The 23,449-nt window shown below is 66.2% G+C and carries 22 protein-coding genes; 7 read left to right on the top strand and 15 right to left on the bottom strand.

What is annotated here, in order from left to right:
- Positions 1 to 128 precede the first annotated feature (128 nt).
- Complete coding sequence (locus PXJ20_RS00410) at positions 129 to 1,379, top strand: Hsp70 family protein (RefSeq protein WP_421029918.1); 1,251 nt, start codon at positions 129 to 131, stop codon at positions 1,377 to 1,379.
- A 226-nt stretch (positions 1,380 to 1,605) separates the two neighbouring features.
- Here the strand turns inward: PXJ20_RS00410 and PXJ20_RS00405 are convergent, their stop codons facing one another.
- A complete protein-coding gene (locus PXJ20_RS00405; protein ID WP_017776142.1) occupies positions 1,606 to 1,809 on the bottom strand; it encodes a cold-shock protein in 204 nt (67 codons plus the stop codon).
- A gap of 442 nt (positions 1,810 to 2,251) precedes the next feature.
- On the opposite strand from PXJ20_RS00405, the gene PXJ20_RS00400 reads away from it, so the two are divergent.
- The gene (locus PXJ20_RS00400; RefSeq protein ID WP_017776141.1) at positions 2,252 to 3,844 is read left to right on the top strand and encodes an APC family permease; all 1,593 of its coding nucleotides are present in this window, start codon (positions 2,252 to 2,254) and stop codon (positions 3,842 to 3,844) included.
- A 134-nt stretch (positions 3,845 to 3,978) separates the two neighbouring features.
- Here the strand turns inward: PXJ20_RS00400 and PXJ20_RS00395 are convergent, their stop codons facing one another.
- The 6 genes from PXJ20_RS00395 to hemA form a co-directional block, all read right to left on the bottom strand.
- Positions 3,979 to 4,785, bottom strand: coding sequence for a DODA-type extradiol aromatic ring-opening family dioxygenase (locus PXJ20_RS00395; RefSeq protein ID WP_421029917.1), 807 nt, complete (start codon positions 4,783 to 4,785; stop codon positions 3,979 to 3,981).
- Positions 4,786 to 4,931: 146 nt separating this feature from the next.
- Entirely contained in the window at positions 4,932 to 5,540 is a 609-nt protein-coding gene (locus PXJ20_RS00390; protein WP_421029916.1) for a UbiX family flavin prenyltransferase, read from the bottom strand.
- A 187-nt stretch (positions 5,541 to 5,727) separates the two neighbouring features.
- Positions 5,728 to 6,039, bottom strand: a complete 312-nt coding sequence (grxD, locus tag PXJ20_RS00385) for a Grx4 family monothiol glutaredoxin (protein WP_017776138.1) — start codon at positions 6,037 to 6,039, stop codon at positions 5,728 to 5,730.
- 109 nt (positions 6,040 to 6,148) lie between these two features.
- Positions 6,149 to 7,051, bottom strand: a complete 903-nt coding sequence (gene prmC / locus PXJ20_RS00380; protein WP_421029915.1) for a peptide chain release factor N(5)-glutamine methyltransferase — start codon at positions 7,049 to 7,051, stop codon at positions 6,149 to 6,151.
- 16 nt (positions 7,052 to 7,067) lie between these two features.
- Positions 7,068 to 8,150, bottom strand: coding sequence for a peptide chain release factor 1 (gene prfA / locus PXJ20_RS00375; RefSeq protein ID WP_017776136.1), 1,083 nt, complete (start codon positions 8,148 to 8,150; stop codon positions 7,068 to 7,070).
- Positions 8,151 to 8,269: 119 nt separating this feature from the next.
- Positions 8,270 to 9,556, bottom strand: a complete 1,287-nt coding sequence (gene hemA / locus PXJ20_RS00370; RefSeq protein WP_017776135.1) for a glutamyl-tRNA reductase — start codon at positions 9,554 to 9,556, stop codon at positions 8,270 to 8,272.
- Between the two features lie 196 nt (positions 9,557 to 9,752).
- On the opposite strand from hemA, the gene PXJ20_RS00365 reads away from it, so the two are divergent.
- The 4 genes from PXJ20_RS00365 to PXJ20_RS00350 are packed head-to-tail and all read left to right on the top strand — an operon-like array spanning position 9,753 to position 13,211.
- Complete coding sequence (locus tag PXJ20_RS00365) at positions 9,753 to 10,157, top strand: hypothetical protein (protein ID WP_421029914.1); 405 nt, start codon at positions 9,753 to 9,755, stop codon at positions 10,155 to 10,157.
- Positions 10,158 to 10,174: 17 nt separating this feature from the next.
- Positions 10,175 to 11,989 (top strand): aminopeptidase P family protein, encoded by a 1,815-nt coding sequence (locus PXJ20_RS00360; protein WP_421029913.1) that lies wholly within the window; start codon positions 10,175 to 10,177, stop codon positions 11,987 to 11,989.
- 47 nt (positions 11,990 to 12,036) lie between these two features.
- Complete coding sequence (locus PXJ20_RS00355; RefSeq protein WP_421029912.1) at positions 12,037 to 12,591, top strand: cysteine hydrolase family protein; 555 nt, start codon at positions 12,037 to 12,039, stop codon at positions 12,589 to 12,591.
- Entirely contained in the window at positions 12,588 to 13,211 is a 624-nt protein-coding gene (locus PXJ20_RS00350) for an HAD family hydrolase (RefSeq protein WP_421029911.1), read from the top strand. The genes PXJ20_RS00355 and PXJ20_RS00350 overlap by 4 nt, the downstream gene beginning before the upstream one ends.
- A gap of 60 nt (positions 13,212 to 13,271) precedes the next feature.
- Here PXJ20_RS00350 and PXJ20_RS00345 read toward each other — a convergent pair whose 3' ends face one another.
- The 8 genes from PXJ20_RS00345 to ychF all read right to left on the bottom strand — a co-directional run bounded on the left by PXJ20_RS00345 (position 13,272) and on the right by ychF (position 21,918).
- Positions 13,272 to 14,393 (bottom strand): DUF748 domain-containing protein, encoded by a 1,122-nt coding sequence (locus PXJ20_RS00345; protein WP_421029910.1) that lies wholly within the window; start codon positions 14,391 to 14,393, stop codon positions 13,272 to 13,274.
- A 94-nt stretch (positions 14,394 to 14,487) separates the two neighbouring features.
- Positions 14,488 to 15,297, bottom strand: a complete 810-nt coding sequence (locus tag PXJ20_RS00340) for an IclR family transcriptional regulator (RefSeq protein ID WP_421029909.1) — start codon at positions 15,295 to 15,297, stop codon at positions 14,488 to 14,490.
- Positions 15,298 to 15,373: 76 nt separating this feature from the next.
- A complete protein-coding gene (locus PXJ20_RS00335) occupies positions 15,374 to 16,102 on the bottom strand; it encodes an SDR family NAD(P)-dependent oxidoreductase (protein ID WP_421029908.1) in 729 nt (242 codons plus the stop codon).
- Between the two features lie 82 nt (positions 16,103 to 16,184).
- Positions 16,185 to 17,486 carry an MFS transporter gene (locus PXJ20_RS00330; protein WP_277596916.1) on the bottom strand — a complete coding sequence of 434 codons (1,302 nt, stop codon included), beginning with the start codon at positions 17,484 to 17,486 and terminating at the stop codon, positions 16,185 to 16,187.
- A gap of 136 nt (positions 17,487 to 17,622) precedes the next feature.
- On the bottom strand, positions 17,623 to 18,150 hold the full coding sequence (locus PXJ20_RS00325) for a 2,4'-dihydroxyacetophenone dioxygenase family protein (RefSeq protein ID WP_199544856.1): 528 nt from the start codon (positions 18,148 to 18,150) through the stop codon (positions 17,623 to 17,625).
- 302 nt (positions 18,151 to 18,452) lie between these two features.
- Positions 18,453 to 20,117 carry an energy-dependent translational throttle protein EttA gene (gene ettA, locus PXJ20_RS00320; protein ID WP_421029907.1) on the bottom strand — a complete coding sequence of 555 codons (1,665 nt, stop codon included), beginning with the start codon at positions 20,115 to 20,117 and terminating at the stop codon, positions 18,453 to 18,455.
- 210 nt (positions 20,118 to 20,327) lie between these two features.
- Positions 20,328 to 20,651, bottom strand: a complete 324-nt coding sequence (locus tag PXJ20_RS00315) for a DUF3761 domain-containing protein (protein ID WP_017776125.1) — start codon at positions 20,649 to 20,651, stop codon at positions 20,328 to 20,330.
- A 172-nt stretch (positions 20,652 to 20,823) separates the two neighbouring features.
- Positions 20,824 to 21,918 (bottom strand): redox-regulated ATPase YchF, encoded by a 1,095-nt coding sequence (gene ychF, locus PXJ20_RS00310; protein ID WP_017776124.1) that lies wholly within the window; start codon positions 21,916 to 21,918, stop codon positions 20,824 to 20,826.
- A gap of 347 nt (positions 21,919 to 22,265) precedes the next feature.
- On the opposite strand from ychF, the gene PXJ20_RS00305 reads away from it, so the two are divergent.
- Complete coding sequence (locus PXJ20_RS00305; protein WP_126879636.1) at positions 22,266 to 23,438, top strand: UbiH/UbiF family hydroxylase; 1,173 nt, start codon at positions 22,266 to 22,268, stop codon at positions 23,436 to 23,438.
- The last annotated feature ends 11 nt before the right edge of the window (positions 23,439 to 23,449 follow it).

Below are 23,449 nucleotides of genomic sequence, written 5' to 3'. Positions count from 1 at the left end.
CCAAGCGGTGCCGCAATCGCCGTTCCCGGCCGCTGCCTGCGCGGCTATCCGGTTGATCGCCAAGCGGTTTTCATGATACAAAGCCCGTCCTCATTTTTCCGCGTCAGCCGTGAGCGGCGAGTCCAGCCATGAACTTCTGCGCGATTGACTTCGGCACGTCCAATTCGGCCGTTGCCTTGCCCGATGGCGCGTCGATGCGCCTTGCCCCGGTGGAGGGTGCGTACACCACGCTGCCCACCGCGGTCTTCTTCAATACCGACGAACACACGCGCGAATTCGGCCGCGCCGCGCTGGCGGCGTACGTGGACGGCTTCGACGGTCGGCTCATGCGGTCGATGAAGAGCATCCTCGGCTCGCCGCTCGCCGAAACCACGACGGACCTCGGCGACGGCAGCGCCATCCGCTATACGGACGTGATCGCCACCTTCCTCGCGCACCTGAAACAGTGCGCGGAAGCCTGCGCGGGCAGCCCGATCGCGCGCGCCGTGCTGGGCCGCCCCGTGTTCTTCGTCGACGACGACCCTCGCGCCGACGCGCTCGCGCAGCGCCAGCTCGAAGCGGCGGCGCGCTCCATCGGGCTCGCGGAAATCCATTTTCAGTACGAGCCGATTGCAGCGGCGTTCGACTACGAGTCGCGCCTCGCGGAAGAGGGGCTCGTGCTCGTGGCCGACATCGGCGGCGGTACGTCGGACTTTTCGCTCGTGCGCGTCGGCCCGGATCGGATGGCACGCATCGAGCGCAAGGACGACGTGCTCGCGCACCACGGCGTGCACGTGGCCGGCACGGACTTCGACCGTCGCGTGGAGCTCACGGCCATCCTGCCCGAATTCGGCAATCGGGCGCTCGACCCCGAAGGGCGCGAGATGCCGAACCGTATCTATTTCGATCTCGCGACGTGGCATCTGATCAACACCGTCTACACGCCCAAGCGGGTGACGGAGCTGAAGCTGATGCGCCATCTGTTCTGCGATACGCGCCAGCACGACCGCCTCATGCGCGTGGTCGAACGGCGGCTGGGTCATGCGCTGGCCGCGCGTGCCGAGGAGGCCAAGATCGGCGTGGCCGCCGGTGGCGAAACGATGATCGATCTGGAAGAGGTGGAAGAAGGGTTGCGCCTCGCATTCGACGAGGCGCAACTCATCGAGGCCGGCATCGAGGAAACCCGCCGCATCGTCGAGGCGGCGCGCGAGACGGTGCGCACCGCAGGCGTCGCGCCGCGCGAGGTGAGCGCGGTGTACTTCACGGGGGGCTCGACGGGGCTCGCCTTTCTATCGAACGCGCTTGCCGCCGCGTTTCCTGACGCTCGCCCGGTCTTCGGCGACCGGCTTGCCAGCGTGGCGACGGGGCTCGGCATTCACGCCCGACGGCTGTTCGGCTGAGTTCGGCTGAGCACTGAGAGAACGGTTACGGGCCGGCGGACGATCCGCCGGTCGAGCACGGTTGCTGGATGCTAGTCACCTGTCCCGGCGACGCACCTGCAACGCCCCCTTGCAACGCTCCAGAAATGACAAAACCCCACCTTCGAACGAAGCGTGGGGTTTTTCCCGCGTCAGGAAGCGCAGAGGCCCAAGCCGCATGTGGCTTGGGCGTGCCGCTTGCTCCTGCTTACAGCGGCTTGATGTTCGCGGCTTGCTTGCCCTTCGGGCCAGTCTTCACTTCGAACTGAACCTTCTGGTTCTCTTGCAGCGTCTTGAAGCCTTCCACGCGGATTTCCGAGAAATGCGCGAACAGGTCTTCACCGCCGCCGTCCGGGGTGATGAAGCCAAAGCCCTTAGCGTCATTGAACCACTTGACGGTACCGGTTTCCATATTACTTTCCTAAAGATGAATTTGAGCCGAAGCCCGTTGGGATGTGCACGAAAATCAAGGAAGGGGGTAATAGGACAGCCGGAGTACCGTTGATGGGCGAACCACGAAAGACCAATTCACACTCGCCGCTTGAAATCCTGCCCGGACTTTATACGGCGATTTTCAAAGAAGGTCAACCGCAACCGAGGAAATTGCAGGGTCTTTTCTATCTGACGTGCCTGAATGGGGCCGCATTCACTCTTACAAAGCTTGCGCTAAAGCGCATTTTTTTGTAGGGACAACCCGGATTTTGACTGCATTCGGCTGGTGCAACCGGTAAACTACGCGCCGCGCGGCGGTTGCACCCAGAAAACACGCTCGCGCATGCATGTGCGACGCCCGCGAGAGCCCCACGTCAGAGGGGGCGCCGCAGCGTCAAGCTGCGCTTGATACAGGAGATGACGTGAAAAGTTCTATTCAACGGAACATTGGTCCGATCGCGCTGATGCTGACCGGGCTGGGTTCCATCATCGGCTCCGGCTGGCTCTTCGGTGCATGGAAGGCCGCCAAGATTGCCGGGCCCGCCGCGATCTGTGCATGGATCATCGGTGCTGTCGTGATTCTCGCCATCGCGCTCACCTATGCCGAACTCGGTGCGATGTTCCCCGAGTCCGGTGGCATGGTGCGCTATGCGCGGTACTCGCACGGCTCGCTCGTAGGCTTCATCAGCGCGTGGGCCAACTGGATCGCCATTGTGTCGGTGATCCCCATCGAGGCGGAAGCTTCTATCCAGTACATGAGCACCTGGCCGTACGAGTGGGCGCACCAGCTCTTCGTGGGCGGTGAACTCACCACAACAGGGTTACTGCTCTCGGCGCTGCTCGTGATCGTGTACTTCCTGCTCAACTATTGGGGCGTGAAGGTCTTCGCGCGCGCGAACTCGGCAATCACCGTGTTCAAGTTCCTGATTCCGGGCCTGACCATCGCCGGTCTCATGGCCACAGGCTTCCATCACGAGAACTTCGGTGAAGCCAGCACGTTCGCGCCGTATGGCTGGTCTGCGGTGATGACGGCCGTGGCGACGAGCGGCATCGTGTTCGCGTTCAACGGCTTCCAGAGCCCGATCAACCTTGCAGGCGAAGCGCGCAACCCGGCGAAGAGCGTGCCTTTCGCGGTGATCGGCTCGATCCTGCTGGCGCTTGTCATCTACGTGCTGCTGCAGATCGCCTATATCGGCGCGGTGAGCCCGTCCGACGTCATGAAGGGCTGGAACCAGTTCAACTTCAAGTCGCCGTTCGCCGAACTGGCGATGGCGCTGAACCTGAACTGGCTCGCCATCCTGCTCTACGTAGACGCGTTCGTGAGCCCGAGCGGCACCGGCACGACCTACATGGCGACCACGACGCGCATGATCTACGCGATGGAGCGCAACAACACGATGCCGAAGATCTTCGGCAACGTGCATCCGTTCTACGGCGTGCCGCGTCAGGCGATGTGGTTCAACCTGCTCGTGTCGTTCATCTTCCTGTTCTTCTTCCGCGGCTGGAGCTCGCTCGCGGCGGTGATTTCGGTTGCCACCGTGATCTCGTACCTCACGGGCCCGATCAGTCTGATGGCGCTGCGCCGTTCGGCTACGGACCTCGAGCGTCCGCTGCACATTCCCGGCATGTCGGTGATCGCGCCGTTCGCGTTCGTGTGCGCGTCGCTGATCCTGTACTGGGCGAAGTGGCCGCTGACGGGCGAGATTATTCTGCTGATGATCGTCGCACTGCCGGTGTACTTCTACTTCCAGGGCAAGTCGGGCTGGAGCGGCTGGGGCCGCGACCTGAAAGCGGCGTGGTGGCTCGTGGCGTATCTGCCCATCATGGCGCTGCTCTCGCTGATCGGCAGCAAGGAGTTCGGCGGACACAACCTGATTCCCTACGGCTGGGACATGGTCGTCGTGATCGCGTTTTCGCTGGTTTTCTATTACTGGGGTGTGCGTACGGGCTACCGCACCGAGTACCTGGACGAGCGCGAGAAACACGACGAGATTCTTGAGGGTATCGGCGTGTGATCTGGGGCTGATCCTTCCGGTAAGGGCGGCGTGTAGTCGCCGCGCCGCGCAGTGACGAAAAAGCCTGCCTGAGTTGCTCAGGCAGGCTTTTTTATGGGCTGCAGCGACTGTACTTTTCGCCCGCGATGAAACGCTTACGCGTGACCGAACACGTAGTTCGTCATGGCGAGCGCACGCTGGTACGTGCCGAGCGACTGCACGCCGACGGTGTAGTCGTCGTCCGCGGCGCCGAGGGCCGCGAAGACGGGCAGCAGATGCTCGTCGGTCGGATGCATGAGCGCCGCGTGCGGGGCGCGGGCGCGGTAGTCGAGCAGCGCGTCGATGTCGCGGGCGGCGAGGTGCGCTTCGAACCAGTCCGTGAATTCGGCAACGCGCGGGTCGGCGTCTTCGGGGCGTGCGCCGAAGTCGGCGGCGCGCAGGTTGTGCGTGATCTGGCCCGATCCGACCACCATCACGCCTTCGTCGCGCAGCGCACGCAGTGCGCGTCCCATACGGAAATGATGCGCGGGACCCATGTGCGGCTGGATCGAGATCTGCGCGACCGGCACGTCCGCCTGCGGGAACATCAGCAGCATGGGCACCCACGCGCCGTGATCGAGCCCGTGCGCTTCCTCGCCGGTCGGAATGCCTTCGGCAGTGAGCAGTTGCGCGGCGCGGCGCGCAACGTCCGGCGCGCCTGCCGCGGGATACTCGATTTCGTAGAGTTCGCGCGGAAAGCCGTAGAAATCGTGGATCGTCTCGGGTTTCGTCGCGGTGCTCACGAGCGGTCGCGCCGTGCCCCAATGCGCGGAGAGCATCAGAATGGCTTGCGGGCGCGGCAGGTGTGCCGCGAGGGCGGTGAATCCAGCCGAGGGCAGAGCCGGATCGATAGGCAGCGTCGGCGCACCGTGCGAGAGATAAAGGCTGGGCACGCGGTCGGCGTGCGGCGTGGATTGGGTCATGTCAGCGAGCCGCCTTGCAGGCGGCAGACGAGGTTTCGTTGACTCGAATATAAAGCCGCACTGCCGTTTGATAAACGAGTCTGCGCGGATTTGATTGCCTCGCCGGCGTTGCGAATAACGGCCTGCGCAACGCGTGCGAGCGCCGCTTATCCCTCTTCGCCGCGCAAGCCCGGCCATGACGGCGAGAGCGCCGGCCCCAGCGCGAATAGATCGAGCACGCGGCCCACAGTGTGGTCCACCATTTCGTCGAGCGTAGTGGGGCGGTTGTAGAACGCGGGCAACGGCGGGAAGATCACGCCGCCCATTTCCGTGACGGCCGTCATGTTGCGCAGATGCGCGAGATTGAGCGGCGTTTCGCGCACGAGCAGCACGAGGCGACGGCGCTCCTTGAGCGTGACGTCGGCGGCGCGCGTGATGAGGTTATCGGAGAGACCGTGGGCGACGCTCGCGAGCGTCTTCATCGAGCACGGCGCGACGATCATGCCTTCAGTCGCAAACGAACCGGACGCGATGCTCGCACCCACGTCGCGCACCGAATGAACGACGTCGGCGCGGGCGTGCAGGTCGTCTTTGGTCAGCTGAAGTTCGTGCTGGATGTTGAGCCAGCCAGCGCTGGAGATCAGCAGATGGGTTTCGACGCCGCCCATGCGGCGCAGCATGTCGAGCGTGCGCACGCCGTAGATGGCGCCCGTCGCCCCCGTGATGGCGACGATCAGCCGTCGGGGACCGGGGCGGCGCACTGCGTTCGAATCCATGAAAGGCGGCGCCTTGGAGAGCGGAGAGAAACGGAAAGGCGTTGGGCGGGAGGGCCGGCGTACGTTATGCCGCCGCGCCGCAACCGGGAAGCCGGACCAATGGCACCAATGGCACCAACGGCATCAATGACGCCAACCGTACGACGATCAGCCCCGCTCCCGCTCGGACGTCTCGCTTGGACGTCTATCAGGCAGCGGTGAAAAGCTGCTGCAGTTCGCCGTTCTGGTACATCTCCATCATGATGTCCGAGCCGCCGACGAACTCGCCCTTCACGTAAAGCTGCGGAATGGTCGGCCAGTTCGAGAATTCCTTGATGCCCTGGCGGATTTCGTCGTCTTCCAGCACGTTGACCGTCTTGAACTGGTCGACGCCGCAGGCCTTCAGAATCTGCACCGCGCGGCCCGAGAAGCCGCACATCGGAAACTGCGCGTTGCCCTTCATGAAGAGCACGACCGCGTTTTCGTCGACGATTTGCTTGATGCGTTGTTGCGTGTCCATAAGCGCCCTTGCGTGTACGGTTTTGTGCGAGATAGATGGAAATGATAGCGGATTTCGTTCAAGCGGGCTGAGCGTGCCACGCGGCGGCCGACCTCGCGGCGAGCCGTGTCTAGCCGGCCAGCGCGCCGCCGCTGATGCGTTCGATACCGGCGAGATCCCGCTCCGAGCGCACCTCGCGAAAGCCCGCTGCTGCGAGCAGCGTACGCACCACCTCGGCCTGATCGTAGCCGTGCTCGATCCACAGCGCGCCGCGCGGCGCGAGCCAGGCCGGCGCGCCGGCCACGATGCGGCGGATGGCCGCGAGTCCGTCGGCTTCGTCGGTGAGCGCGCCGCGCGGTTCGAAGCGCAGGTCGCCTTGAACCAGGTGCGGGTCGTTCCTCGCGATGTACGGCGGATTGCTCACGATCGCGTCGAAGCGCAGCGCCGGGTCGAGCGCGGCGTACCAGTCGCTTTCGATCAGCGTGAGCGGCCCGCCAGGCCGAGCCGGGTCAGCGAGCCGTGCCGCGTTGCGTCGGGTCACCGCGAGGGCTTCGCTGGAGCGGTCGACGGCCCAGACGAGCGCGTCGGGCCGCGTGGACGCAATGGCAACGGCGATGGCGCCGGTGCCCGTGCCGAGGTCCAGCACGCGCGGACGGTTCGTAGCCGCGATGGCCGCTAGCGTCGTTTCCACCAGCAGTTCGGTTTCCGGCCGCGGAATCAGCACGTGCGGCGTGACTTCGAAATCCAGTCCGTAGAACTCGCGCTGGCCCACGAGTTGCGCGACGGGCTCGCCGGCCACGCGCCTCGATTCGAGCGAATGGAACCGCGCGATGGCGTCTTCGTCGAGCGGTTCGGCCCCGCGCGTGATCAGGTCCGTGCGGCGCCAGCCCAGCGCGTGACCGAGCAGGATGCGTGCTTCGAGCGCGGGCAGCGGCGACGCGCGCAGCAACTCGGCCGCCGTCGCGCCAGGCTCGCCGGCCTTCGGGCAGGCACTCGCGCTGGCGTCGTCCTGTTGTCGCGCGTCGTGGTTCATGTTCTACGGCTACCCGTCAATCCGCGTCGCCAAGCGACGCAAGCTGCTCGGCCTGATGCTCGGTCACGAGCGCCGCGATCAATTCATCGAGCTCGCCGTCCATGATGGCGTCGAGGCGGTACAGCGTAAGGTTGATGCGGTGGTCGGTGAGCCGGCCCTGCGGGAAGTTGTAGGTGCGAATGCGCTCCGAGCGGTCGCCCGAGCCCACCAGGCTCTTGCGCGTGGCCGCTTCTTTCGCGTGCTGCTCCTGGTACTGCTTGTCCTTGATGCGCGCGGCGAGCACCTTGAGCGCGCGATCCTTGTTCTTGTGCTGCGAACGGTCGTCCTGGCATTCCACGACGATGCCGGTGGGAATGTGCGTGACACGCACGGCCGAATCCGTCTTGTTGATGTGCTGACCGCCCGCACCAGAGGCGCGGAATGTGTCGATGCGCAGGTCCGCGGGATTGATTTCCACTTCGCCGATTTCGTCCGCTTCCGGCATCACCGCCACCGTGCAGGCCGACGTGTGGATGCGCCCCTGCGTTTCGGTGGCCGGCACGCGCTGCACGCGGTGTCCACCCGACTCGAACTTGAGCTTCGAGTAGGCCTTCTCGCCCGCGATCCGCACGATCACTTCCTTGTAGCCGCCCAGGTCCGACTCGCTCGCGGAGATCATCTCCACCTGCCAGCGGTTGCGTTCCGCGTAGCGCAGATACATGCGCAGCAGGTCGCCCGCGAACAGCGCCGACTCGTCGCCGCCCGTGCCCGCACGGATTTCGAGGAAGATGTTGCGCTCGTCGTTCGGGTCCTTCGGCAGGAGCATTTTCTGCAGTTCGCCTTCGAGCTGCGCCATGCGTTCGCGCGAGGCGCGCACTTCTTCTTCGGCGAACTCGCGCATCGACGCGTCGGCCAGCAGTTCCTGCGCCGTGGCCGCGTCGTTCTGCGCCTGGCGCCAGAGCGCGTAGTGCTCCACGACCGGGCCGAGTTCCGCATGCTCGCGTGTGAGCTTGCGGTATTGATCGATGTTCGAGGTGATGTCCTCGCGGCTCAACAGGTCGTTCAGTTCGGCCAGCCGGGTGGTGAGCTGGTCGAGCTTGTTTTGCATGCTCGTCTTCATCGGGCGGTGCCAGGGGCTCCGTAAAGGACTGCGGGAATGGGTGGGGCCGGGTAGCGACCCGAGGCGTTGTGAGCCGCGAGCGAGCTTCAGCAGGCTCGGCGCGGCGTGCTGCAGTGCCGCTAACGCTCGGACGGGCCTGAGTGTCGGTAGAAGCCGCTCATCAGTTCGATGAGCGTATCGCGGTTTTCACCGCTTGCGCGGTTCAGCGCGTGAGTCGGGCCGTGGATCAGCTTGTTCGTGAGCGCCTGCGACATCGTTTCGATCACGGCCGTCGGGTCGTCGCCGCGCGCCAGCATGCGCAGCGCGCGTTCGACTTCGGCGCGGCGCAGCGCGTCGGCCTGGGTATGCATATGGCGGATCACCGGCACGATGCTGCGCGCCTCTAGCCACTGCATGAAATTCTGCACGCGCGTTTCGATAATCCCTTCCGCCTGCGCGACGGCTGCCTGGCGCGAGGCGTTGCCTTCGCGCACGATCGCGCCAAGGTCGTCCACGGTGTACAGGAACACGTCTTCGAGCTGGCCCACTTCGGGTTCGATGTCGCGCGGCACGGCGAGGTCGACCATGAAAATGGGACGGTGCTTGCGCGCCTTCACCGCGCGCTCCACGGCGCCCAGACCGATGATGGGCAGCGTGGACGCGGTGCACGACACGATGATGTCGAACTCGTGCATGCGCGCGGGCAAGTCGGCAAGCGGGATGGCGCGGCCATTGAAGCGCTCGGCGAGCCGCTGACCGCGTTCCGCGGTGCGGTTGGCGACCACGAGTTCGCGCGGCTGTTGGGCGGCGAAGTGCGTGGCGCACAGTTCGATCATTTCGCCCGCGCCGATGAAGAGCACGCGCTGATTCGAAATCTTGTCGAAGATGCGCTGCGCGAGCCGCACGGCGGCGGCGGCCATGGAAACCGACTGCGCGCCGATTTCGGTCGTGCCGCGCACTTCCTTCGCCACGGCGAAGGTGCGCTGGAACAGCTGGTTCAGGTACGTGCCGAGCGCACCCGCTTCGGATGCGGTGCGCACCGCGTCCTTCATCTGACCGAGAATCTGCGTTTCGCCGAGCACCATCGAATCGAGCCCGGACGCGACGCGAAACGCGTGGCGCACGGCTTCGGACTGCGGCAGCGCGTAGACGTGCGGCGCGAGTTCGTCGACCGCCACGTTGTGGTACGCCGAGAGCCACTGGATGGCTGCGTCGCGCGCGGCGCGGTCGTCGGTGGCGCAGTAAAGCTCGGTGCGGTTGCAGGTGGAAAGAATCGCGGCTTCCGGCGCGGCCAGCGAGCGGCGCGCCGACCAGGCCTCGCGGAACGTATCGAGTGCAGGCTTGATCTGTTCGAGCGGAAACGCCACGCGTTCGCGCAAGGCGACGGGCGCGGTGTGGTGATTAATTCCGATCGTTAGAAGCTGCATACGTGGGGCTATGGTCGAAGGCTCCATTATAGCGTTTCCCGCTTTGCCGCATGGGGCGGGGCGCACCGGCAGGCGCGAGTGCCGGCGTGGTCGTGCGGCCTCGCGGCGCTTACCCGCTTGCGCTTGCTTTGGGACATCTGGCCCCCTACACTCGACGCCTGCCCGCGTCCGGCGTGCGACGTCGACCTGCACGCCAATGTCCAGTCGGATTCCCCCGTTTGGGGCGGGTTTCTGTGAAAATCTCCGAGAACAATATGTCACGCTCCGCAAGCCTCCGCGTTCCTCCCTTCCGTCCGACAGGCCAGAAAATAGCGAAGGCGCGCGGCTGCTGATGGGCTGGACTGGCATCGTCGTGCTGGGTGCCGCGGTCGGTCTGGCCGGCTGGTGGCTCCACCCGCGGCGTAATCGTAGTGCACGCAGCCGCCGCGGCATGCAGATGGCCATTGCGATCGCAGCCGGTGTGGCCGGCGCGGCAGTCGCCAAAATGGCCGGCAGCGTGACCGGCATCTTCCTTGACGGCGATACGCTCGAATGGCCGGTTTGCACGGCCGCCGCGCTTCTCGCCGTTGCCGTGACGGCCGGCCTTGCGTCGCGTCGCTGAATCCCGCAGGTGAAACAATGAACGCCCGACTTCCCGAAACCTCCTCCATTCCCGAACGGATCACCGCGCTGCGCGCCGCCATGACCACCCAGGGCGTTGCGGCCTGCCTCGTGCCATCCGCCGACCCCCATCTGTCCGAGTACTTGCCCGAGCGCTGGCAGGCGCGACAGTGGCTATCCGGATTCACGGGCTCGGCGGGCACGCTCGTCGTGACCGGCGACTTCGCGGGCGTGTGGACGGACAGCCGCTACTGGGTCCAGGCGCAGGCGCAACTGGCGGGCACCGGCGTGCAGCTCATGAAGATGACGGGTGGCCAGCAGACGCAGCCTCATGTCGAATGGCTCGCGCAGAACGTGCCTGCGGGTTCGACGGTTGCCGTGGACGGCGCGGTACTGGGCGTGGCGGCTGCGCGGGCGCTGGAAGGCGCGCTGGGCGCGCGCGGCGTGAAGCTGCGCACCGACCTCGATCTGCTCGACGCCGTCTGGCCGAACCGCCCTTCGCTTCCTGTTGCCGCCGTCTACGAGCACGCGGCCCCGCACGCGGACGTGACCCGCGCGGGCAAGCTCGACCGCGTGCGCCGCGCCATGCAGGAGAAGGGCGCGCAATGGCACTTCGTTTCCACGCTCGACGACCTCGCCTGGCTGCTGAACCTGCGCGGCGCGGACGTCAACTACAACCCGGTGTTCGTCGCGCACGCGTTGATCGGGCTCGATCGCGCCACGCTCTTCGTCGCCGACGGCAAAGTGCCTGAGCCGCTCGCCGAGGCGCTCGCGCGCGACGGCGTGCGCATCGAACCGTACTCCGGGGCAGCCGGCGCGCTCGCCGCGCTGCCGGCCGGCGCTGCGCTGCTGGTCGATCCGCGCCGCGTCACGTTCGGCCTCATGCAGAAGGTGCCGGCGAACGTGAAGATCGTGGAGTCCATCAATCCGTCCACGTTCTTCAAGTCGTGCAAGACCGGGCCGGAAGCCGGCCACGTGCGCGCGACCATGGAGCAGGACGGCGCCGCGCTCGCGGAATTCTTCGCGTGGTTCGAAGGCGCGCTGGGTCGCGAACGCATCACCGAACTCACCATCGACGAGCGGCTCACCGCTGCCCGTGCGCGCCGCGCCGGCTTCATCTCGCCGAGCTTCGCGACCATCGCGGGCTTCAAGGCGAACGGCGCCATGCCGCACTATCGGGCGACGCCGGAATCGCACAGCGTGATCGAAGGCGACGGTTTGCTGCTGATCGATTCGGGCGGCCAGTATCTGGACGGCACGACGGATATCACGCGCGTCGTGCCCGTGGGCACAATCAGCGACGCCGAGAAGCGCGACTTCACCGTGGTGCTCAAAAGCATGATGGCGCTCTCTCGCGCGCAGTTTCCGCGCGGCGTGCGCTCGCCGATGCTCGACGCCATTGCGCGCGCGCCCATCTGGGAAGCGGGCGCCGAGTACGGTCACGGCACGGGCCACGGTGTGGGCTACTTCCTGAACGTGCACGAAGGGCCGCAGGTGATTTCCTACTACGCGCCGCCCGAGCCGTGGACGGCGATGGAAGAGGGCATGATCACCTCGGTGGAGCCGGGCATCTACCGGCCCGGCAAGTGGGGCGTGCGCATCGAGAACCTCGTGCTGAACGTGGCGTCCGAAACCACGGAATTCGGCGACTTCCTGAAGTTCGAAACGCTCACGCTTTGCCCCATCGACACGCGCTGCCTCGCCTTGCCGCTCTTGCGCGACGACGAACGGGCGTGGCTCAACGCGTACCACGAGACGGTGCGCGCGCGCGTCTCGCCGCACGTGAGCGGTGAGGCGAAGACGTGGCTTGAGGCGCGCACGCAGGCGGTGTGAGGGCGCGGGTAACACAAACAAGTAGCTGAAAACGAGGAGTGCGCCGTATGACCGATGTCGCCGTGATCGTGATCGACGTGCAGCAAGAATTCTTCACTGGCCCGAAGCCTGCGTATCGCGCTGATGAAGTGATCGACGGTATCAACCGTCTGACTGCCGCAGCGCGCTTGGCGAGCGTACCGGTCTGCTTCGTGCAGCACGACGGCGCGCCGGGGGACGGTGAGGTCGAGTCGGGTACGCCCGGCTGGCAAATCGCTGCGCGTCTCACACGCCACGACGGCGACGGCATTGTGCGCAAGACCGTGCGTGATGCGTTCCACCAAACGAATCTCGAAGACTGGCTGGATGACATAGGCGCGCGGCATCTCGTTCTGTGCGGCTACGCCACGCCGTATTGCGTCAACGCCACGCTACGCCGTGCAGTCGAACTCGGCTATCGCGTCACCGTCGCGGACGATCTGCACACCACGCACGATGTGGGCGACACGCGTGCGGCCGACGTCGTCGCGCAGCATTGCGGCGAGTGGCGCTCGCTCACTGGACCCGCCGGCGCGCCGACCCTACGCTCACTCACCGATATCCTCGCTATGGAGCTCGTATGACCATCAAGGCAGTCGTCTTCGATTTCGGCGGGGTGCTCGTGGACTGGAGCCCTGAGTACGTCTACCGCGAACTGATTCCCGACGAAGCCGAGCGCCGCTGGTTTCTCACGCACGTCTGCGCGATGGACTGGGTCATCCAGCAGGACGGCGGCCAGACCATCGAGGAAGGCACCGCCGAACTCATCGCGAAGTTTCCCGATCACGAGCCGTTGATTCGCGCGTTCTACGAACGGTGGCACGAGATGCTGGGCGGGCTGCTCGATGGCGGCGTCGAAACCTTCGAGAGACTGGAGGCGGCGGGCGTGCCGCTGTTCGGGCTCACGAACTGGTCGGCGGAGACGTTTCCGTACGCGTGGGAGAACTTTCCGATCCTGCGCCGCTGCCGCGACATCGTGGTGTCGGGCCGCGTGAAGCTGGTGAAGCCGGACCCCGCGATCTTCGCCGAAATGGTTCGCCGCATCGACGCGCATCTGCCCGGCGTGCAGCCCGGCGAACTTGTCTTCATCGACGACAACCTCAAGAACGCGCAAGCCGCCACCGCGCTGGGCTGGCACGGTGTGCATCACACCAGCAACGCCGAGACCGACGCGAAGCTGCGCGCCCTCGGCCTGCCCATCTGAGGCGCGCCTTTACGCACGCTGCGTATGTGACATGACGTGACTGACGTGACAGCAAGGGCATCACTGCCCGAGCAGATTCATCAGCGCGCCGCCCAGCCCCTTCGCCGTTTCGCCCACGCCTTTCGCCACGCCCTCGACGCTCACGCCGAGGGCGCTCGCAAAGCCGCTCCCCATCTTCGTCATGAGGTTCTCGTTGAGCGAGAACTTCGGGTCGTGCAGATTGCCCGCCAGCACGAAGTGCAGCGTGATGTCGTCGTGGCGGCGCTTGAGCGCGGCCACGGCGGCCTTGGTGGGAATCGACAGGAAGGTGTCGAGCGGATCGCCCGTGTCTGCGAGTTCGAGGTGGTGCAGCGTGATCGTGCCGGGCGCGCGCAACTGGTCATTACGCACCGAGGCTTCCACCGACGCATCCAGCGTGCCGGCCGCGATCTGCGTTTTCGTGCCCACTTTCTTGAGCAGATACGGCGCGAACCGCACGACATCGACGCCCGCGAGCTTCGTCGTGGTCTGTGAGTCGCGGTTCGCAAGGGCGATCCAGCCCGCGAACGAGAGGGTGCCCGTGTGCGATGGTCCGCGAATGGCGCCGGTCACGTTCACGTTCGATGGTTCGGCCAGCGCGGGAAAGTGCAGCGGCCCGACAGTGGCGCGCGCGTTCGTCACGGCGATGTGCCATGCCGGCCGGCTCACCGATTCGTCGTAAAAATCGAACGTGCCGTCTTCGAAGGCGATGCGGTCGATGCGCTTCTCGCGCGGCAGCGTGTCCTCGTCGCTGCTTGTCGGAGCGGCGTCACCCGGGCTGGCGAGCGTTTGGCGCAGTCCCGGCAGCAGTTCGATGCGACCGTCGGGCGCACGCCGCACCGTCAGGTCGAAACCGCTCACCGCGACCTCGCGCACGTGGAGCCTTCGCGCCATCAGGTCGCGCAGGTCGGTAACGATGGTGACGTGGGCGGCGCGCAGCGCGTCCTGCGCGGGCCAGCCGGCCGGCGCCTTGAGCCGCACGTCGGTGAGTGCGATGGCGGTGAGTCCCACGTCGATGCGCGCGGCGCTGCCTTGCGGACCGAGCGCGGCCACCACGTACTCCCTGACTTCGCGTTCGGCGATGTAGACCGCGATGGCTGCCCCCGCGAGCACCACGACGACAGCGCCCGCGACAATCGCCGCGATGCGTTTGCTGCGGGACATGGCCGTGTCCATTGCCTCGTCATCCTCGTCGCTCGTTGAGTTCTGTGCTGCTGCGCCTTTGCATGGCGCCGAGGCGCAATATTCGCGCCCGCGCTCAGAAGCTGCCGGCGGGCAGCGGCGCGATGCGTTCGCTCACGGCGCGGCACGCCGTCTTCAAGGGCGCAACGTAGGTTTCGAGCGGCGTCGCGCTCTTGCGAAAGAGCGGAATGCTCACGCTGATGCTGCCCACCGGCACACCGCCTGGGCCGATGATCGCGCAGCCGTAGCAGAAGATCTGCGCCTCGTTTTCTTCGCGGTCTTCGGCATAGCCGCGCTCGCGCGTTGCGTCGAGTTCCGCGGCAAGCGCGGCGCGCTCCACGATCGTGTTGGGCGTGAGGCGCTCCAGCGTGAGCGTGCGCAGCAAGGCGTCGCGCGTGGCCGCATCGAGGGCCGCGAGGTACGCCTTGCCCACCGAACTCGAATAGAGCGTCACGCGCGTGCCGATGCGCGACGCCATCCGCACCGCATGCGGGCTTTCGAGCTTCTCGATGTAGACCATCTCCGTGCCGCTGCGCACGGCGAGGTGCACGGTTTCCTGGGTGGCGTCGCGCAGTTGCTGGAGCGCATCGATGGCTGCCACGCGCAGGTCCGAGCGCTCCCAACTGCGGCTGGCGAGCGTCATCAAACGCGGGCCCGGAATCAACGTGCTGCCGCCCAAACTCTCCGCTACGAGGCCTTCCGCGATCAGCGCACCGACGATGCGATACACCGTGGGCCGCGGAAAACCGCTTTGCGTGGCGAGCCGCGCGATGGTGGGCGGCGTGCCGGCGTCGGCGATCAGTTGCAGGATCGCCATGAACTTCGAGAAGGCGGCGGTGCCGGTGGCACGGGCGGCTTCGACGGCGTCGGCAGCGGGGTTCGGCATGGTCGGAACAAATGTGTAGCGTGGGCTAGACGGGCGTAAGCGGACGCAACGGTATCACGCCGTTACCGTGTGCTCGTCACGATACGAGATAGCCGCCGTCCACGGGCAGCACAGTGCCGGTGACGAACGCGGCGGCCGGCGAGCAGAGGAACGCGACCACGGGCGCGATGTCCTCGGGCTCGCCCCAACGTGCGAGCGGCGTGCGCTCCAGAATGGCTTGCGAGCGCGCGTCGTCGGCCTGTAGCGCCTGGGTGAGCGGCGTTGCGATCCAGCCGGGCGCCACGGCGTTCACGCGAATGCCGTCTCTGGCATAGGCGATGGCGAGCGACTTCGTGAGCTGCGCGACGCCGCCCTTGCTCGCGCTGTACGCCGGCACGAGCCCGCCGCCGAAGAAGCTCAGCATCGACGCCGTGTTCACGATTGCGCCGCGGCTTGCCGCGAGCAGCGGGCGCGCCGCGGCACAGGCGCGCAGCGTGCCGTTGAGGTTGACGTCGATCACCTGCTCGAACACCTCCGGCTGGTGCTCCTCGCCGCGACGGATCATGCCCGCGCAGTTCACGAGCACGTCGAGCGAATCGAGCGGAGCGAAGAGCGCTTCGATATCGCTCGCAAGACGCACGTCGGCTGCGGCGATCTCGATGCCGGGCCCGAGCGCGTCGCGCTGGGCGTCGGTGGGCGAGAGCCCCGCCGCAATGACGCGCGCGCCGAGCGCTGCGAACTGGCGCGCAATAGCCGCGCCGATACCCTGGGTGCCGCCCGTGACGACGGCGGTCTTGCCGGTGAAGAGGTCGGGTCGAAAGGTCATGTCGAATGGGAACAGGAAGCGTGTCTTGTCTCGCGCAGGGGCGAAGAACGAAGAAGCAGGGCGGCCGCGCCGCCCTGCGGCGTCATGCGAGCTCGACGGCGGCCTCGCTGCTGCTGCGCTCGGCAATGGGCGCTCGCACGACGAACATGTAGACGAGCGCCGCGGCAAACGACACGGCCGCGCTGATCAGGAACGCGTTGACGAACGAGTGCGTCCGGTCGACGACGATGCCCGTAATGAACGGCGCGAACGACCCGCCGAAATACCCGCCGAAGTTCTGGATGCTGCCGAGCGATGCCGCCAGATGGCGCGGCGCCGTCACGCTCACGAGCGCCCAGGCGCCGCCGCTTGCCATGTTGACGAAGTACATGGCGAGCGAGAGGTACACGATGGCAAGCGTCGTGTTCGGCGTGAACGCGGCAGGCACCGTGAACACGGCCGCGCAGATGAGGCCCGTGCAGATGGGCCACTTGCGGCTGCGGATGGGCGCCATGCCGCGCGCCATCAGGCCGTCCGCCACATAGCCGCTGGAGAGCATGCCGAGTGTGCCGAAGAGGTAGGGAATGGAGACCACCCAGCCCGTCTTCGCAATCGAGAGATGCCGTTCGTGCTCCAGGTAGGCGGGCAGCCAGGTGAGGTACAGCCACACCATGTAGATCACGCCCATGAAGCCGAAGATCATGCCCCACGTGGTGGGTGAGCCGAACAGGCCGCGCCACTCGGCGAAGGTCATGCGGCGCTCGGCGCGCGCGTGCGGCTCGTCTTCGGTGAGGTGGGCGACTTCCTCTTCCGCGAGCGTTACGTCGCCCCGGTTGCGATAGACGATGTACCAGCCCAGCGCCACCGCGATGCCCAGCACGCCCATCACGACGAACATCCAGCGCCAGCCGAACGCGAGCAGCAGCGCGGTGAGAATGGGCGGCGCGAGCGCGGGCCCGATGGTGGACGACGTCGTGAAAATGCCGGTGGGCCGGCCGCGCTCGCGCAGCGCGAACCATTCGCTCACCACCTTGGCGCCGGCCGGAAACTGCGGTGCTTCGCCAATGCCGAGCGCGATGCGCGCCACGAGAAATTGCTGCAACGTCTGCACGAGGCCGCCGCACAGTTGCGCGACCGACCACACCAGCATGCCGAGTCCCAGCATGAGCCGCGCGCCGAACCGATCGAGCAACGCGCCCACCGGCAACTGCGAAAACGCGTAAGCAAACGAGAAGGCCGAGAGCAGCAAGCCCATCTGCGATGCGGAGAGACCGAGCTCCCCGCTCACCGAGTGATTGGCGATGGAAAGCGTGCTGCGGTCGAGATAGTTGACGATGCCCGCGAGCATGAGAAACGTCACGGCAATACGCTGGATGCGCCCAAGGCGCGGTGTCTTCACCTGCATGTGTCTCCTCCTGCGCTCTTTCGAGTCTGTGAGTGGAAGGTGCTGCAATCCTTCGAAATGCGGCGGCCGTGCAGGGCCGCTGTGGGTACCTTCGGTGGTGTTGCCGCTGCGGCTGCGGGTATCGCTGCGGGCGCGGCTATCTCACGAACTGATCGACGTAACCGGCGCCGAGTCCCACGCGCTCGTAGTGCGCGCGGCACATGTCGAGCTTCGTGAAGACGTCCTCGTAGCCAGTGAAGTTGCCGTGCGGGTCGCAGTAGAACATCACGCCGTTCACCTGGAAGTACGTGATCATTTCTTCGACGTCTTCGGGCACGTAGAGCGTGTGCGTCTCGCCGGGCGGCTCGAAGACGTAGCTGCCTTCGGTGGCGATCCAGTCGTGTTCCAGGTAGCGCCATTTGCCCTTGAGCACCATGCCGTGCACCGCCTGCGGATGACGATGCCGGCTCAGCACGCCGGACTTGCGCACGCGCAGCAGGTTCATCCAGTAGCCGGTGGAGACGTTCAGGCAGAGCGGCCGGAACCATACGTTCTCGGCCTGCGGCACCCAGACGCGCTCGTCTTCGGGAATGGCGGGCGCCACGACGATTTCGGGCAGCGCTTCGGGCGGGTTCGGCAACTGATAAGGCGTCAGGGCGTCAGCGCCGGCGGCTGGGGCGGGCATAGTGTCTCCGGTTGTCCATAATATGGATTTATAGATCGTATTGTGGACAAATGGTCGAACCGTTGGCGCGGCGCTGTCAACCTGGCGATGCAGTGCCGAAATAGTGGGATGGTGGAGCGGGACGAGGCATGCGCGAGCCCGCGAGGCGATCTCGCGAAGCGTTGCGCGAAAGTGGTGAAGGGAAGAGAGAGGCGGCCGCCAGGACGGCGCCGGGTGCAGGAGAAAAACGGCGCGGCGCGCAGTTCGAAAGCCTGCGCGCCGCGCCGTTCAACGGGGGCGCTTCATGAAGCGCCCCGCACGCATCAACGCGTGATCGGACGGTAACGGATGCGCTTGGGCCGCGCGGCTTCTTCGCCGAGGCGCTTGATCTTGTCCGCCTCGTATTCCTGGAAGTTGCCGTCGAAGAACACCACCTGCGAGTCGCCTTCGAACGCCAGGATGTGCGTGGCGATGCGGTCGAGGAACCAGCGGTCGTGCGAAATCACCATCACGGAGCCGGCGAACTCCAGCAGCGCGTCTTCGAGTGCACGCAGCGTTTCCACGTCGAGATCGTTCGACGGTTCGTCGAGCAGCAGCACGTTGCCGCCCGCAATCAGCGTCTTCGCGAGATGCAGACGGCCGCGCTCGCCGCCCGAGAGGTTGCCCACCATCTTCTGCTGGTCGCCGCCCTTGAAGTTGAAGCGGCCGATGTACGCGCGCGACGGCGTCTCGTACTTGCCCACGGCCAGCACGTCCGCGCCGCCCGAGATTTCTTCGAACACGGTTTTCGAGCCGTCCAGCGCGTCGCGGCTCTGGTCCACGTAAGCGAGCTTCACCGTGGGGCCCACCACGATCTCGCCCGAATCGGGCTGCTCCTTGCCGGTGAGCATGCGGAACAGCGTCGACTTACCCGCGCCGTTCGGCCCGATGATGCCGACAATCGCGCCCGCCGGAATCTTGAAGCTGAGGTTGTCGATGAGGAGGCGGTCGCCGTACGACTTGCTCACGTTCTTGAACTCGATCACTTCATTGCCGAGCCGCTCGCCGGCCGGAATGAAGATTTCCTGCGTTTCGTTGCGCTTTTGGTATTCCTGGCTGCTCAGTTCCTCGAAGCGGGCAATACGCGCCTTCGACTTCGCCTGGCGGCCCTTCGGGTTCTGGCGCACCCACTCCAGTTCCTTCTTGATCGCCTTCTGGCGCGCCGACTCCGACGACTCTTCCTGCTTCAGGCGCTCTTCCTTCTGGTCGAGCCAGCTGCTGTAGTTGCCCTTCCAGGGAATGCCGTGGCCGCGGTCGAGTTCGAGAATCCACTCGGCGGCGTTGTCGAGGAAGTAGCGGTCGTGGGTGACGGCCACCACGGTGCCGGGAAAGCGCGTGAGGAACTGCTCGAGCCACTGCACCGACTCGGCGTCCAGGTGGTTGGTCGGCTCGTCGAGCAGCAGCATGTCGGGCTTTTCGAGCAGCAGCTTGCAGAGCGCGACGCGGCGCTTCTCGCCGCCCGAGAGGTTCTCGATCTTCGCGTCCCACGGCGGCAGGCGCAGCGCGTCGGCAGCTACTTCGAGCTGCTGTTCGGCGCTGCCGTCGGCGGTGGCAAGGATTGCTTCGTACTTCGCCTGCTCGGCGGCGAGCTTGTCGAAGTCCGCATCGGGTTCGGCGTAGGCGGCATAGATCTCGTCGAGCTTTTTCTGCGCTTGGAGAATGTCGCCGAGACCCTCTTCCACCGCCTCGCGCACCGTCTTCTGCGGATCGAGCTGCGGCTCCTGCGGCAGATAGCCGATGTTGAGGTTCGGCATGGGCGTGGCTTCGCCTTCGATGTCCTTGTCGACACCGGCCATGATGCGAATCAGCGTGGACTTGCCCGAACCGTTCAGGCCGAGCACGCCGATCTTCGCGCCCGGGAAGAACGAGAGCGAGATGTCTTTCAGGATCTGGCGCTTGGGCGGCACGATCTTGCCGACCCGGTTCATGGTGAAGACGTATTGGGCCATGTGAGTCTTGTCTGGAACCTGTAAAGGGATGAGGAAGGAGGATGCAGAATGGGGCCGGATAGCGGCGGCGCCAAAGCGCGGCGCGTGGGTCCGAAGCCCGTATTGTAAGGGGTGGTGGCGTGGGTGCCGGCTAGCGCTTGCGCGCCATGTTGCGGGCAGCGGTGGCGCACCGCCGGGGTTGAGCCGGGGCGTGGCCGTGGGAGGCCGGGCTCAAAGCCACGATGCCACGCCGCCGTGCCGCGAACACGTGCCGCTGCGATGTCGGCTGAAGCTGTAGGTGCCGTCCCGGCAGCGCGCCGTGGCACCTTCGGGCGCCTTGCCCGAAAGCGAATGGGCTGGCGAATGGACCGTGGCGCCGTCACGGTTGCGGTAGGTCTGATGGTTGTCGAGATTGCTTTCGTCGGGCTGGACGGACGACGGCTGGAACGCGAAGGCCGGCACGCAAGGCAGCGCGAGGGCGAGGGCCGTGAGTCCGGCCGCGCATATCGCGCTCAAGTCGAGGCGTCGTGGACGGACGCGCGTGAGCAGGCTCATGGTCTTCTCGCTTGCTGGCGTAATGTTGTTGGATGGCCGCGCGGGCGGCCGATGCCGGATGCCGCATTCAGCGGATTGTATGAGCCTCGCCGCCGTGGAAAAGAAAAAGCCGCGCGGGTGGCGCGGCTCTGTGTGGTGAGTGCGGCCATGCAGCCATGGCCGGGACGTTACGTCACACGTTGAACAGGAAGTTCATCACGTCGCCGTCGTGCACCACGTACTCCTTGCCTTCGGCGCGCATCTTGCCGGCTTCCTTCGCGCCCTGTTCGCCCTTGTACGCGATGAAGTCGTCGTAGCTGATGGTCTGCGCGCGGATGAAGCCGCGCTCGAAGTCGGTGTGGATCACGCCCGCGGCCTGGGGTGCCGTGTCGCCGATGTGGATGGTCCACGCGCGCACTTCCTTCACGCCCGCCGTGAAGTACGTCTGCAGGCCCAGCAGCTTGAAGCCAGCGCGGATCACGCGGTTCAGGCCCGGCTCGTCCATGCCCATGTCGGCGAGGAACACTTCCTTGTCTTCGTCGGCGAGATCGGCAATTTCCGCTTCGATCGCGGCGCAGACCGCCACCACCGGCGCCTTCTCGGTCTCGGCATAGCGGCGCACGGCGTCGAGGTGCGCGTTGTTCTCGAAGCCGTCTTCCTTCACGTTGGCCACGTACATCGTGGGCTTGGCCGTGATGAGGCAGAACGGCTTGATGAGCGCCTGCTCGTCTTCGGAGAGGCTGAGGCCGCGCACGGGCTTCGCCTGGTCCAGCTGCGCGCGCACCTTTTCGAGCACGGCGGCGAGCTTCACGGCTTCCTTGTCGTTGCCGGACTTCGCCGCCTTCGAGTACCGCGCGAGCGCCTTTTCCACCGTGCCGAGGTCGGCCAGTGCGAGTTCGGTGTTGATCACTTCGATGTCCGCAACGGGATCCACCTTGCCCGCCACGTGAATCACGTTCTCGTCTTCGAAGCAGCGCACGACGTGCGTGATGGCATCGGTTTCGCGGATGTTGGCGAGGAACTGGTTGCCGAGTCCTTCGCCCTTGCTCGCACCCGCCACGAGGCCAGCGATGTCCACGAACTCGACGACGGCCGGCACGATGCGCTCGGGCTTGATGATTTCGGCGAGCGCCTGAAGCCGCGCATCCGGCACTTCGACCACGCCGACGTTCGGCTCGATGGTGCAGAACGGGTAGTTTTCCGCGGCGATGCCCGCCTTGGTCAGCGCGTTGAACAGGGTGGACTTGCCGACGTTAGGCAAGCCGACGATGCCGCATTTGAGGCTCATGGAATTCTCTGCAATCAGGTGGTGACGCGCTTGCCGGGGCGGCGGGTGGGTCTTGCGCCGCGCAGTCGGCCGGGCTGAGTGCGCCGTGCCGGGCGGCGCGCCGCGGGCGGCACGTCGGGAGGCGGTGACGTGGGCTGTCACCAAAAACCGTAATTGTAACCCTGTCCCGGTGGTGGTCCGACGGCTGTCCTGTCGGCATGCTTTCCGTCTGCGCACGGCCGACCGGAGAAGCCGCGGCGCTGTGTCGCGCGGCGGCTCGTCCTGGCGGGAATCGGCGGGCTCGCTATCGGTGCGCTACCCGTCTTTCCCGCCACGGCCGCATCACCCCCCAAAGCTATAATGGCCGGATGACTACCCATCCTCAGACATTTGACGTCGCCGTGATCGGCGGCGGGCTGGTCGGCAAGACTGCGGCGCTTGCACTCACGCAGGGTGGCCTGCGTGTCGCGCTGCTCGCGCAGCCCTCTTCGCCGCTGCCCGCCGACGAGGCGTTCGATGCACGCGTCTACGCGCTCTCGGCGAGTTCTCATGCGTTGCTCGAGCGGCTGCGTGTCTGGCAGGCAATCGACCTCGCACGCGTCTCGCCCGTCTACGACATGCGGGTGTACGGCGACGCTCATGCGGAGCTGCACTTTTCCGCCTTCCAGGCTGCGGTGCCGCAACTGGCGTGGATTGCGGAGTCGTCGCTGATCGAGCGTGCGCTCGACGCCGCGCTGCGTTTCCAGCCGAATCTCACGTGGCTCGACACGCGCGCCCAGGGGCTCGACGTGAAGGCCGATGCCGCCACGATCGGACTCGCGAACGGCCAGGTGCTCGAAGCGGATCTCGTGGTGGGCGCCGACGGCGCGCACTCGTGGGTGCGCGCGCAGATCGGCTCGAAGGTGGAGCGGCGCGACTATCGCCAGACCGGCGTGGTGGCGAATTTCCGCGCCGAGCGGCCGCACGGCGAGACGGCCTACCAGTGGTTCCGCGACGGCGAAATCATCGCGCTCTTGCCGTTGCCGGGTCCGCACGTGTCGCTTGTCTGGTCGGCGCGCACGGAGCACGCGAACGAACTGCTGCGGTTGACGCCGGCGCAGCTCGCCGCCGAAGTGGAGCGCGCCACGCACGGCCACCCCGGCGCGCTGGAATGCGTGACGCCCGCGCGCGGTTTTCCGCTCGCGCTGCAAACCGTGGACAAGCTGATCGCGCCGCGCGTGGCGCTGGTGGGCGATGCGGCGCACCTGATCCACCCGCTGTGCGGCCAGGGTATGAACCTTGGCTTGCGCGACGTCGCCGTGCTCGCCGACGTGATCGCGAAGAAGGAGTCGTTCCGCGACCTCGGCGACACCGTGCTGCTGCGCCGTTACGAACGCGGCCGGCGTGAGGACATCCGCTCGCTGGTGGTTGCCACGGACGGCCTGCAGCGGCTCTTTTCGGTGCCCGGCAGCATTGCGCGCGCGGTGCGCAATACGGGCATGGCGTTGGTGGGCTCGCAGCCGCTCGTCAAACGCTGGCTCGTCGCGGCGGCGTTGGGGTGAATGCCCATTCA

The organism is Paraburkholderia sp. A1RI_3L (assembly GCF_048957895.1).
Taxonomy (GTDB): Bacteria; Pseudomonadota; Gammaproteobacteria; order Burkholderiales; family Burkholderiaceae; genus Paraburkholderia; species Paraburkholderia kururiensis.
Note: the sequence above shows the minus strand (reverse complement) of the source record. Positions and strands in the feature narration are given on the sequence as shown.